Raw genomic sequence first — 11588 nt, 5'->3', positions numbered from 1 at the left:
ATGCGACAGTGTGCCGCCCAGTTCTTCGGGGGTGGCTTGGCGGGCCACGGTGTTGATCACCGCGTGCTCCAGGGCGGGCAGCCGGCGGCGCAGCTTTTCCACCCGGGCCAGCCACGCCAACAACTCCGGGGTCCTCAACGCGTCGCAGTCATAGCCGAACAGCTTGTCCAGGGCAGCATCCAGGGCGTCGAAATCCGCCTTCAACGCCTCCCGATCAACACCCACACCGCCAAACTATGCGCACCCACCGACAAAACCGGCCGCCCAGTGACTCCTGAAACTAAAGTGACACAAGTTATTTCGCGTCAGAAGGTCAACCCGGAAAACATCACCCGATTCGGGTCGTACTTCTGCCGCACGGTCGACAGCTGCGAGAGGTTCGAACCGAAGTAGCGCGACGCCGGGGTGTTGGCCTCCAGGTAGTTGACGTAGCCGCCGACCGAATACGGTTGTACCGCCTGGTGCGCGGCGGCCAGCCATTTCGTCGCGGCCCGCACCTGGCTGGCAGCCGGTTCGGCGTACCACTGCAGCACCGCGGACTGCTGTCGCCACGGGAAGGCCGTATCCCCGGGAGCCACGTCACCGGCCGCACCTCCCAGGGGGTCGACGAGCACGGAGGCCTTACCGGCGGCCACGGGCCACTGCCCGATGGCAGTGGCAATCGCATGTGCCGCAGCGGCATTCACCGTCGAAATCACATCTGACCCGGCCACGAAGCCACGCGGCGACGCCGATGAGCTACCGCCGGCCAGATACGTCGCCAGGTCCAGATGGGTCATCGTCGTGTTCTGGACGCTGCTGGGTTGCACGCCGACCGCGGACTTGATCGCGTTCGCCACAGAGGTTCCCGAACCCGCAGGACAGGTGGCCAGGATCTGGCAGTTCGTCTGCGACGAGCCGATGGCGAGATCGACTCGACCCCAGGTGTTCCGGTCGGCCGCGGTCAGCCACGACTGCCAACCGGACAGCACCTGCACCGCCGACGACGACGGAAAGTCGAGCCGGACCACGTCGGTGGAGTCGGCGGCAGACATCGCGAACGTCATCGACGTCGTCACGCCGAAATTGCCGCCGCCACCACCGCGCAGCGCCCAGAAGAGATCGGGGTGGTCGTCGGCGGAGGCGGTGACGACGTCGCCGCTCGGTAACACCACCGTGGCCGACTGCAGCGTGTCGCAGGTGAGGCCGAAGCGCCGCGTGTCGGCACCGATGCCGCCGCCGAGCGCCGATCCGCCGATGCCGACCGTCGGGCAGGTACCGACCGGGACCGCCCGCCCGGCGCCGGCGCACGCCCGCTGCAGCACCGACAGATTCGTCGACGGGGTCACGGTCACGTGGTCGCCGTCCAGTTGCGCCCCGCCCGGCAGTCCCCGCAAGTCGAGCACCATCGCGTTGGCGGCGGTCGAGGCGCCGATAAACGAATGCCCACCGCCCCGCGGGGCGATCTGAAGCCTGTTCGCCGTGGCGAACGCGACCGCCTTCTGGACGTCCGCCTGCGACGCGACCTCGACCACCGCGGCCGGATTCGAATTGTTGTAGAAGGAATTGAACACCTGCTTGGCGGCGGCGAATTGGGTGCCGCTGGCCGGTAGCAGCACCCTGCCGCCGAGGGAGGATGCCAGGCCGCCCCACCCGCCGCCCGGTTCCGCCGCCGCCCGCGCGGTCCCCAGCACCGTCCCCGTAGCCAGCATCCCGACGGCGCCGCGAAGGAACGTCTGGCGCGAGATCGCACGGTCCGCCGGGCGGCTCTCATTCGTCGTCATGAGCTGGATTCTGGAACATTCGAGGTCGGCATGCGGCCGCGCCGACGCGCGTGTCGGATCACAGTGTGGCGTCGATGTGCCCATCATCCGTCGTTTCGCGGTTGCGCGTGCCCTCGCCCGATAGCCGATGTTCCTGACGAGCGGCGCGCACGAAACGGCACAGTGTGCGAAACTTGATCCCACCGTGCCCTCGATGTGATCGTGATAGGCCAAAGTTCTCGGGGTGATCCGAGTGCCGGAGGAGCGCTCACGACAGACGGGGAAGCTGTCTTGAAAGCACTGGTACGCACGACCGATTGGATCTGCATGTTACGTCATCAGCCCTTGAGTATCAGGCTCCTGGCCGGCGCGGCGGCCGTCGTCGCGGCGGCGGCGGCCCTCGCGGCACCGGCCGAGGCCGACTGGGGGACCGATGACGCTTTCATCGACGCGCTCAACCACGCCGGGATCAACTTCGGCGAACCGGGCAACGCGATCGGCGTGGGCCAGTCCGTCTGCCCGATGCTCGAAGAGCCGGGCGGGAACTTGGCCGCCACGGTGGCCAGGGTCAGGGGCGGAGGCATGTCCCCTCAGATGGCGCAGATGTTCACCACCATCGCGATCCAGACCTACTGCCCCGAGGAGATCGCGTCGATCGCCAACGGCAACCTGCCCGGCGGCTTGCCGCAGCTCCCGGGCATGCCGGGCCTGCCCGCGGTGCCGGGGGTCTAACCGGTACCCAGCGGGTCGATGGTCCAGGCGATGTAGACCATCGCCGCCCCCACCGTCGCGGTGGTTGTGACGTCGACGCCCTTGCTGCGGACCACCAACAGGCCGGCCCGGTCGTCGGGCAGCACCAGCCGCAGCATCGCGCCGACGCCGACGCCGATGCCGATGAGCAACGAACCGCGACGCCAGAAGTTGGCCCCGGCCAAGACGAAAGCGGTGGCGAAGATCAGCCCGACCAGCAGGATCGGCCACTGAGCCCGCAGCGCGGCGCGGCCGTTCATTCCCGCTCGGCCAGCTCGACGACGTTGGTCAGCAGGAACGCGCGCGTCAAGGGGCCGACGCCGCCGGGGTTGGGCGACACGTGACCCGCCACCTCCCACACGTCCGGATGCACGTCGCCCACCAGGCCGCGCTCGGTGCGGCTGACCCCCACGTCGACCACCGCGGCACCGGGACGCACCATGCCGGAAGTCAGCATGTGCGGAACACCGGCGGCGGCCACGATGACATCGGCCTGCCTGGTGAACGCGGACAGGTCGTGCGTTCCTGTGTGGCACAAGGTCACCGTGGCGTTCTCGGATCGGCGCGTCAGCAACAGCCCCAGCGGACGGCCGACCGTCACACCGCGGCCCACGACGACCACGTGTGCCCCGGCGATCTCCACACCGTAGCGCCGCAGCAGGTGCACGATGCCGCGCGCAGTACACGGCAGGGGCGCCGGAATGCCGAGCACCAGGCGACCCAGGTTGGTCGGGTGCAGCCCGTCGGCGTCCTTGCCCGGGTCGATGCGCTCCAGCGCCGCGCTCTCGTCCAGGTGCCCGGGCAGCGGCAACTGGACGATGTATCCGGTGCACTCCGGGTTGGCGTTGAGCTCGTCGATGGTTTCCTGCAGCGTCGCGGCGGTGGTGTCGGCGGGCAGATCGCGGCGGATCGAGAGGATGCCGACCTTGGCGCAGTCGGAGTGCTTGCCGCGCACGTAGGCCTGTGACCCCGGATCGTCACCGACCAGAATGGTGCCCAGCCCCGGGGTGCGACCCGCCGCAGTCAACGCGGCCACCCGCTGCTTCAGGTCGACGAAGATCTCGTCGCGGGTGGCCTTGCCGTCCAGTGCGATTGCGCCCACGCCTCACAGTTTGGCATGCCCGGCGCGGGGCCGAACGAGGGCGACCCGCCGCGCCCGGCAGGGAAACCAGGCAGCCGCGCTTGCGATCGCCACTAGGCTCCCGCTATGTCTACCCCTGCAGACGTGTTCGCCCCGGCCATGCTGGGTCCGGTAACCCTGCGTAACCGCACCATCAAGTCGGCGACGTTCGAAGCGCGCACGCCCGACGGGTTGGTGTCCGACGACTTGATCGAATACCACCGCCTGCCCGCCGCGGGCGGGGTCGGCATGACGACCGTCGCCTACTGCGCGGTTTCCCCCGGCGGCCGCACCGAGGGCAACGGGCTCTGGATGCGCCCTGAAGCGGTGCCCGGACTGCGCCGGCTCACCGACGCGGTCCATGCCGAAGGAGCGGCGGTGAGCGCGCAGATCGGCCACGCCGGTCCCGTCGCCAACGCCAAGTCCAACAAGGCCGCCGCCCTGGCGCCGGTACGGTTCTTCAACCCGATCGGGATGCGGTTCGCCAGAAAGGCGACCCGCGACGACATCGACGCCGTGACAGCCGCACATGCCGACGCCGCCCTGCTGGCCATCGACGCCGGATTCGACGCGGTCGAGATTCACCTGGGCCACAATTATTTGGCGAGCGCGTTCCTGTCGCCGCTGATCAACCATCGCGACGACGAGTTCGGCGGCTCGCTGGAGAACCGGGCCAAGGTGGCCCGCGGGCTGGTGATGGCGGTGCGCCGCGCGGTCGAGATGCGCGGAGCGGGACGGATCGCGGTCACCGCCAAGCTCAACATGACCGACGGTGTGCGTGGCGGCATCAACACCGAGGAGGCGCTGACCACTGCCACATGGCTACAAGACGACGGCGGGCTGGACGCGATCGAGCTCACCGCGGGCAGCTCGCTGGTCAACCCCATGTACCTGTTCCACGGCGATGCACCGCTCAAGCAGTTCGCCGCCGCCTTCAAGCCGCCGGTGAGCTGGGGCATGCGCATGACGGGCAAGAAGTTCCTGCGCGAGTACCCCTACCGAGAGGCCTATCTTCTGCACCACGCCAAGCTGTTCCGCGCCGAGCTGACGATACCGCTGATCCTGCTCGGCGGCATCACCAACCGGGAGACCATGGATCTGGCGATGGCGGAGGGTTTCCAGTTCGTCGCGATGGGCCGGGCGCTGCTCGCCGAGCCTGATCTGATCAACCGGATCGCCGCCGACGGCGCCCGGCGCAACGTGCGTTCGGCCTGTACGCACTGCAACCAGTGCATGGCCACCATCTACAGCCGCACGTATTGCGTGGTCACCGGCGCCCCCGATGCAGCCCGCTGAGGTAAACGCAGCCGCAGGCGATCGAGCTCGACGGCGAACTTCGTTGCAACAGATAATGTTGTGCCGATGATGGCTCCATCCCCACCGGTACTGACCGTTCGCTACGACGGAGGAGAAAGCACGTTCGCAGCGGGCCACGACGTGGTGGTCGGCCGCGACCTGCGGGCCGACATGCGGGTCACCCACCCCCTGATCTCGCGGGCCCACCTGTTGCTTCGCTTCGACCAGGGCCGCTGGCTGGCGATCGACAACGGTTCGCTGAACGGGACCTTCGTCAACGGCCGGCGCGTTCCCGTCGTCGACATCCACGACGGCCAGTGCATCAACATCGGCAACCCCGACGGGCCTCAGCTCAGGTTCGAGGTCGGCCGGCACCAGGGGATGGCCGGACGTCCGCCCCAGACCGAGTCGATGCGTCTCCCCTCGAGTGCGCCCCCGTTCTCGGGTACGGCCTGGTCCGGGTCGCCCGGCGCTCCGCCCGCCCACCTCGGCCCGCCCGCGCCGTCGGCGGGCCGGCTGTCGGCCCCCCCGCCGAGACCGCATCCTGACCCGCCGCCACCACACGGCCCGCCCCTGCGTCCGTCGGTCGCGGCCGGACCGCGAATGCACCCGGCGGGCCCGCCGCCACCGCCCGGGAACTTCCGGCCGCAACCGCACATCCCCGCGCCGATGCCCCCGGATCCTTCGCTGCCGTCACCGCCGACCCAGATCTCGCCACCCCGCGCGACCAGTGAGCCGGACGAAGCGAACCTGGCGACGAAGATGATGCAGGCCCTGATGCCGTCCCGCTCCGGGACGCTACAGAAGCCGGACGGCGCGATCACGATCGGGCGCGCCACCGACAACGACATCGTCATCCAGGATGTCCTGGCGTCGCGCCATCACGCGTTCATGGTCCAGACGCCGCTGGGCACCGAGATCCGCGACGCGCACAGCGGCAACGGGACGTTCGTCAACGGCATCCGCGTCGGGTCGGCGGTGCTGACCGAGGGAGACGTGGTCACCATCGGGAACGTCGACCTGGTGTTCACCCGCGACACTCTGGTCCGGCGTACCGAAGCCGCGACGCGCAGCGGCGGTCTCGAGGTGAACGCGGTCTGCTTCAGTGTCGAGCACGGCAAGCAACTGATCGACCACATCTCGCTGACGGCGCGCCCCGGGACTCTGACGGCCATCGTCGGCGGTTCCGGTGCGGGTAAGACCACGCTGTCGCGGCTGATCGTCGGGTACACCAACCCCAGCTCAGGCTCGGTGTGCTTCGAAGGGCACGACATCCACAAGGAATACGCGTCCATGCGCAGCAGGATCGGGATGGTCCCGCAGGACGACGTCGTGCATCGCCAGCTGACCGTCAACCAGGCCCTGGGCTACGCTGCCGAACTGCGCCTGCCGCCCGACACCAGCAAAGAGGAGAGGGCGCAGATCGTCGCGCAGGTACTCGAAGAACTCGACATGACCGAGCATGCCGAGACCCGGGTCGACAAGTTGTCGGGCGGCCAGCGCAAACGCGCCTCGGTGGCACTCGAACTGCTGACCCAACCGTCGTTGCTGCTGCTCGACGAGCCGACCTCGGGCCTGGACCCGGCGCTGGACCGCCAGGTCATGCTGATGCTGCGCCAGCTCGCCGACGCGGGCCGCGTGGTGATCGTCGTCACCCACTCGGTGTCCTACCTGGACGTCTGCGACCAGATCCTGCTGATCGCACCGGGCGGCAAGACCGCGTTTTGCGGTCCACCCGATCAGGTCGAGTCGACCATGGGCACGCGCAACTGGGCCGACATCTTCGCCAACGTGGGAGCCGATCCCGACGAGGCCAACCGCCGCTTCAAAGAGCGCAGCGACCATACGCAGCAGCCGCCGTCCCCGCAGAGCCCGGCGGATCTGGGCGAACCACCCCAGACGAATCTGTGGCGGCAGCTGTCCACAATCGTCCGCCGACAGGTTCGCCTCGTCGTGTCCGACCGCGGCTACACGATCTTCCTGGCGGTGCTGCCGTTCCTCATCGGCGGGCTGTCGCTGACGGTGAAGGGGCCCAACCCCGGCCTCGGGCCCGCCGATCCACTGGGCTCCGCGCCCACGCAGCCGCAGTACATCATGGTGCTGCTCAACATCGGGGCCGTGTTCATGGGCACGGCGCTGACCATCCGCGACCTGATCGGCGAGCGCGCGATCTTCAAGCGCGAACAGGCGGTCGGTTTGTCCACCAACGCCTACCTGCTGGCCAAGATCGCGGTTTTCTCCGCCTTCGCAACCGCACAGGCCGCGGTGGCGACGTTGATCGTGCGGCTCGGCAAGGGCGCCCCGACCGAGGCACCGCCGTTGTTCGGCAATGCCACGTTCGCCCTGTTCGTCACCGTCGCCGCCACCTGCGTCGCGTCGGCGCTCCTGGGCCTGATGCTGTCGGCCCTGGCGCAGTCCAACGAGCAGATCATGCCGATGCTGGTGGTGTCGATCATGTCGCAACTGGTGCTCTCCGGCGGGATGATCCCGGTTTACGGCCGTTTCGGCCTCGAACAGCTCGCCTGGCTGACCCCGGCACGCTGGGGGTACGCCGCGGGCGCATCCTCGATCGACTTTCCGGCGCTGGTCAAGGTCAAACAGATCCCGACCAACGACCCGATCTGGCAGCACTCCAAACACATCCTGGTGTTCGACATGGTCATGCTTTCGGTGCTGTCGTTGGCCTACGCCGGCTTGATCCGGTGGCATATCCGCCTCAAACGCTGACCCTGGACCGAGGGCTTTTCGGCCGGCTGCAGACCCGGCGGCGGCGTCTAATCTGATCTGGTGATCCGATCCGCGCAGCCCGTGCTCACGGTTCGGACCGACACAACGCAGAGCAGCTTCGCGCCGGGCCGCGACGTGGTCGTCGGGAATGATGTGCGCGCCGACCTGCGTGTGGCCCACCCGCTGATCGCCCGAGCGCACCTGTTGCTGCGCTTCGGTGAGGGCAGGTGGACGGCGATCGACAACAAATCGCTGAACGGGATGTTCATCAACGGCCGGCGGGTGCCGAAGGCCGCCCTGCACGACGGCCAAAGCATCAGCCTCGGCCTGCCCGACGGGCCGCGGCTCACGTTCGAGATCGGACGCCAAGACGGCATCGTGGGCCTCGCGCCGCCGACGGAGTCGATTCCCCTCGCCGGGCCGCCCACCCGCAGCTGGCGTGGACACCCGCCGACCCGGATCGGCGTCACCGGTGAGGTGGCCGAGTTACCGACCGCCCGGATCCGCTCGCCGGGGCCCGCCGGCCGTCGTGGGTCGCCGGCCGGCGGGCCCATCCGGATCGGGCGATCACTGGACAATGACATCGTCATCCACGACGTGCTGGCCTCACGCCACCACGCGTTGCTGGCGCCGACGCCGATCGGCACCGAAATCCGCGACGCGAACAGCATCAACGGGACCTTCGTCAACGGAATCAGGGTCGGCTCTGCCGTACTCGCCGAGGGTGACGCGATCACGATCGGCAACGTCGACCTGCTGTTCAGCGACGGCGTCCTGGTGCGCCGCCACGAGGCGGCCGCGCGCACCGGCGGCCTGGAGGTCCGGGCGGTCGACTTCCGCGTCGATGGCAAGAACCTGCTCGAGCGGATCTCGATGACCGCCCGGCCCGGCACGCTGACCGCCATCATCGGCGGGTCCGGTGCCGGCAAGACCACCCTGTCGCGGCTGATCGCCGGCTACGCCACCCCGAGCTCGGGCTCGGTCACCTTCGAGGGCCACGACATCCACACCGAGTACGCGTCGCTGCGGACCAGGATCGGGATGGTCCCCCAGGACGATGTCGTGCACCGTCAGCTGACGGTCAACCAGGCCCTGGGCTACGCGGCCGAGCTGCGGCTGCCGCCCGACACCAGCAAGGCGGACCGCGAGCAGGTGGTTGCGCAGGTGCTCGGCGAACTGGGGATGACGCAGCATGCCCACAGCCGCGTCGACACCCTGTCGGGCGGGCAGCGCAAACGCGCCTCGGTCGCGCTCGAGCTGCTCACCGGGCCGTCGCTGCTGATCCTCGACGAGCCGACGTCGGGGCTGGACCCGGCGCTGGACCTGCAGGTCATGACGATGCTGCGGCAGTTGGCCGATGCCGGCCGGGTGGTGCTGGTGGTCACGCACTCGCTGACCTACCTCGACGTCTGCGACCAGGTGCTGCTGATGGCGCCCGGTGGCAGGATGGCCTTCCTGGGCCCGCCCGGCCAGATCGGCGACGTCATGGGCACCACCGACTGGGCCCACATATTCGCGGAGGTGGGCGCCGACCCCGAGGAGGCCAACCGGCGCTTTCTGGCCCGAAAAGACGCGCAGCAGGGGCCCGCACGGTCGCCGCAGGCCGCGCCGCCGGCCGACCTGGGCGCCCCCGCGCACACCAGCGTGCGCCGCCAGCTCTCCACGGTCACCCGCCGCCAGGTCCGCCTGGTGGTCGCCGACCGTGCCTATTTTCTGTTCCTGGCGCTGCTGCCGTTCGTCATGGGCGGGTTGTCGCTGACCGTTCCGGGCGACACCGGGTTCGGCGTCGCCCCGCCGACCAGCGAGACACCCGACGAATCTGCGCAGATCCTGACACTGCTGTCGATCGCGGCCGTCTTCATGGGCACCGCGCTGACGATCCGCGACCTGATCGGCGAGCGCCCCATCTTCACGCGGGAACAGGCGGTCGGCCTGTCGACGGCGGCCTACCTGGGCGCCAAGATGGTCGTGTTCTGCGTCTTCGCGGTCGCGCAGGCGGCGATCACGACGGGCATCGTCATCGCCGGCAAGGGTGCGCCCACCCAGCGGGCGGTGCTGCTGGGTAATCCGAGTGTCGAACTGTTCGTCACCGTCGCCGCGACGTGCGTGGCCTCGGCGATCCTCGGGCTGGTGCTGTCGTCGCTGGTGCGCTCCAACGAGCAGATCATGCCGCTGCTGGTGGTGTCGCTGATGCTGCAGCTGGTGCTGGCCGGTGGCCTGATCCCGGTCACCGGCCGGATCGTGCTCGACCAGGTGTCGTGGGCGGTGCCTGCGCGGTGGGGATACGCGGCGTCGGCGTCCACGGTGAACGTGGACGCCCTGGTGCCCGGGACGCTGGTCCCCCACGACAGCCACTGGCGGCATACCCGCAGCGCCTGGCTGTTCGACATGGCGATGCTGGGCACGCTGACGGCGCTCTACGCCGCAATCGTGCGGTGGCGTATCCGGCTCCGGCGCTGAGTCCGGGGCGGCGCGCTCAGCTGGCAGCGAGATTTTCCAGCGCGTACTCGCTGACGGCGATCAGCGCATCGGTGGCCGAGCGGCGATCGCGGGCGTCGACGGTGATCACCGGGATGTGCGGGGGCAGAGCCAGCGCCTGGCGCACCTCGCCGGCGGGGTAGCGGGGTGCGCCCTCGAACTCGTTGACTGCGACCAGGAACGGCAGTTTGCGATGCTCGAAGAAGTCGACCGCGGCGAAGCTGTCCTGCAGGCGCCGCACGTCGACCAGCACGATCGCCCCGATCGCGCCGCGCACCAGGTCGTCCCACATGAACCAGAACCGCCGCTGCCCCGGCGTGCCGAACAGGTAGAGCACCAGGTCCTCGTCGAGGGTGATGCGGCCGAAATCCATCGCGACCGTGGTGGTCCGCTTGTCCGGGGTGGCCTCGAGCGCGTCCACCCCGGCCGAGGCGTCGGTGAGCATCGCCTCGGTGCGCAGCGGCATGATCTCGGACACCGCGCCGACGAACGTCGTCTTCCCGGCGCCGAAGCCGCCCGCGACGACGATCTTCGTCGAGGCGTGCGCTCTCCCGTCCGGCCGGGTGTCAGAGTGCTCGTAAGCCACGCAGAGTCCTTCCTATGAGCTCGTGGCGCTCATCGCGGGTCGAACGCTCGGTCAACGTCCTGTGCACCTGAAGGTAGCCCGACAGGACCAGATCGCCGACCAGGACGCGCGCGACGCCGACCGGCAGATCCAGCCGGGCCGCGATTTCGGCGACCGACGGGCTGCGCACACACAACTGGATGATCTTGCCTTTCGGGTCCTCGGCAGGCCACCGGTGGTCCAGGCCGGCCTGCAGCGTCTGGATCGGCGCCTCCAGCGGAAGGTCGACGCCGGTGTCGGTGCGGCCGGCCGTCAGCGTGTACGGCCGGACCAGGCTCGCCTTACGCGGGGACGGCCAGGGCTCGGGTTCCATCGCGGATCACGGGCTCACGGGTGCGGTGTGACGGACCTGCGGGTGGACTGCACGACGCTGCCCACGCGCTCGACCAGGACGGCCATCTCGTAGCCGATCTGACCGATGTCGCAGGACGTCGCGGCCAGCGTGGCCAGATGCGAGCCGTCGCCGACCCGCATCAGCAGCAGGTACCCGTTCTGCATCTCGACCACCGACTGCAGCACCTGACCGCCGTCGAACAGCTGCGCGGCCCCGGTCGCCAGGCTGGCCAGCCCCGAGGCCACCGCCGCCAACTGGTCGGCGCGTTCGCGCGGCAGGTGCTCGCTGGCGGCGATGGCCAGGCCGTCGACGGACACCAGCAGCGCATGAGCCACCCCAGGGACCTCGCGGGCGAACTTGGTCACCAGCCAGTCCAGCGAACCACCCCCCGACGTCATGACTGGTCCGTTCCGTTGCTCGTTTCGCGGGCGTGCGTCCGCCCCGTGCGCACCCCGCCGAAGTGGCTGCGCAACGACGCGCGAACCGCCTCGGGGTCGCGATCCCCGCCGTTGCCGG

At 69.4% G+C, this 11588-nt stretch carries 11 protein-coding genes and 1 pseudogene; 4 read left to right on the top strand and 8 right to left on the bottom strand.

The window, feature by feature from the left end; all coding sequences use genetic code 11:
- A pseudogene (locus ACOJVU_RS18435) lies at positions 1–225 on the bottom strand (hypothetical protein); the annotation flags it as partial.
- Between the two features lie 80 nt (positions 226–305).
- Positions 306–1763: an FAD-binding protein gene (locus ACOJVU_RS18430; protein ID WP_421531096.1), complete on the bottom strand. Its 1458-nt coding sequence runs from the start codon at positions 1761–1763 to the stop codon at positions 306–308.
- Positions 1764–2033: 270 nt separating this feature from the next.
- Between ACOJVU_RS18430 and ACOJVU_RS18425 the strand changes: the two genes are divergently transcribed.
- Positions 2034–2474, top strand: a complete 441-nt coding sequence (locus tag ACOJVU_RS18425) for a DUF732 domain-containing protein (protein ID WP_421531095.1) — start codon at positions 2034–2036, stop codon at positions 2472–2474.
- Here ACOJVU_RS18425 and ACOJVU_RS18420 read toward each other — a convergent pair.
- Together ACOJVU_RS18420 and ACOJVU_RS18415 are read right to left on the bottom strand one after the other, a co-directional pair.
- Complete coding sequence (locus tag ACOJVU_RS18420) at positions 2471–2752, bottom strand: DUF3017 domain-containing protein (protein WP_421531094.1); 282 nt, start codon at positions 2750–2752, stop codon at positions 2471–2473. The genes ACOJVU_RS18425 and ACOJVU_RS18420 overlap by 4 nt on opposite strands.
- The gene (locus ACOJVU_RS18415; protein ID WP_421531093.1) at positions 2749–3594 is read right to left on the bottom strand and encodes a bifunctional methylenetetrahydrofolate dehydrogenase/methenyltetrahydrofolate cyclohydrolase; all 846 of its coding nucleotides are present in this window, start codon (positions 3592–3594) and stop codon (positions 2749–2751) included. The genes ACOJVU_RS18420 and ACOJVU_RS18415 overlap by 4 nt, the downstream gene beginning before the upstream one ends.
- Positions 3595–3699: 105 nt before the next feature.
- Here ACOJVU_RS18415 and ACOJVU_RS18410 point away from each other — a divergent pair, with 105 nt between their 5' ends.
- From ACOJVU_RS18410 to ACOJVU_RS18400, 3 genes are all read left to right on the top strand, one after another.
- Positions 3700–4908, top strand: coding sequence for an NADH:flavin oxidoreductase (locus tag ACOJVU_RS18410; RefSeq protein ID WP_421531092.1), 1209 nt, complete (start codon positions 3700–3702; stop codon positions 4906–4908).
- Between the two features lie 66 nt (positions 4909–4974).
- Positions 4975–7635 (top strand): ATP-binding cassette domain-containing protein, encoded by a 2661-nt coding sequence (locus tag ACOJVU_RS18405; RefSeq protein ID WP_421531091.1) that lies wholly within the window; start codon positions 4975–4977, stop codon positions 7633–7635.
- A 60-nt stretch (positions 7636–7695) separates the two neighbouring features.
- Entirely contained in the window at positions 7696–10095 is a 2400-nt protein-coding gene (locus ACOJVU_RS18400; protein WP_421531090.1) for an ATP-binding cassette domain-containing protein, read from the top strand.
- A gap of 16 nt (positions 10096–10111) precedes the next feature.
- On the opposite strand, the gene ACOJVU_RS18395 is transcribed toward ACOJVU_RS18400, so the two are convergent.
- From ACOJVU_RS18395 to ACOJVU_RS18380, 4 genes are all read right to left on the bottom strand, one after another.
- Positions 10112–10699: a GTP-binding protein gene (locus ACOJVU_RS18395; RefSeq protein WP_421531089.1), complete on the bottom strand. Its 588-nt coding sequence runs from the start codon at positions 10697–10699 to the stop codon at positions 10112–10114.
- Positions 10680–11051, bottom strand: coding sequence for a DUF742 domain-containing protein (locus tag ACOJVU_RS18390; protein WP_421531088.1), 372 nt, complete (start codon positions 11049–11051; stop codon positions 10680–10682). Before ACOJVU_RS18390 ends, ACOJVU_RS18395 begins: the two co-directional genes overlap by 20 nt.
- Positions 11052–11065: 14 nt before the next feature.
- Entirely contained in the window at positions 11066–11470 is a 405-nt protein-coding gene (locus tag ACOJVU_RS18385) for a serine protease inhibitor (RefSeq protein WP_421531087.1), read from the bottom strand.
- A partial coding sequence (locus ACOJVU_RS18380) for a hypothetical protein (RefSeq protein ID WP_421531097.1) occupies positions 11467–11588 on the bottom strand: 122 nt, incomplete at its 5' end. The genes ACOJVU_RS18380 and ACOJVU_RS18385, both read right to left, overlap by 4 nt.

The organism is Mycobacterium sp. THU-M104 (genome assembly GCF_049197365.1).
In the GTDB taxonomy this organism is placed as follows: domain Bacteria; phylum Actinomycetota; class Actinomycetes; order Mycobacteriales; family Mycobacteriaceae; genus Mycobacterium.
This window is presented reverse-complemented; position numbering and strand designations above follow the sequence as displayed.

Bases quoted from the DNA above. Each gene is read 5' to 3' on its own strand.
- ACOJVU_RS18430 (WP_421531096.1), bottom strand. From the start codon at position 1,763: ATGACGACGAATGAGAGCCGCCCGGCGGACCGTGCGATCTCGCGCCAG.
- ACOJVU_RS18420 (WP_421531094.1), bottom strand. From the start codon at position 2,752: ATGAACGGCCGCGCCGCGCTGCGGGCTCAGTGGCCGATCCTGCTGGTC.
- ACOJVU_RS18410 (WP_421531092.1), top strand. From the start codon at position 3,700: ATGTCTACCCCTGCAGACGTGTTCGCCCCGGCCATGCTGGGTCCGGTA.
- ACOJVU_RS18405 (WP_421531091.1), top strand. From the start codon at position 4,975: ATGATGGCTCCATCCCCACCGGTACTGACCGTTCGCTACGACGGAGGA.
- ACOJVU_RS18390 (WP_421531088.1), bottom strand. From the start codon at position 11,051: ATGGAACCCGAGCCCTGGCCGTCCCCGCGTAAGGCGAGCCTGGTCCGG.
- ACOJVU_RS18385 (WP_421531087.1), bottom strand. From the start codon at position 11,470: ATGACGTCGGGGGGTGGTTCGCTGGACTGGCTGGTGACCAAGTTCGCC.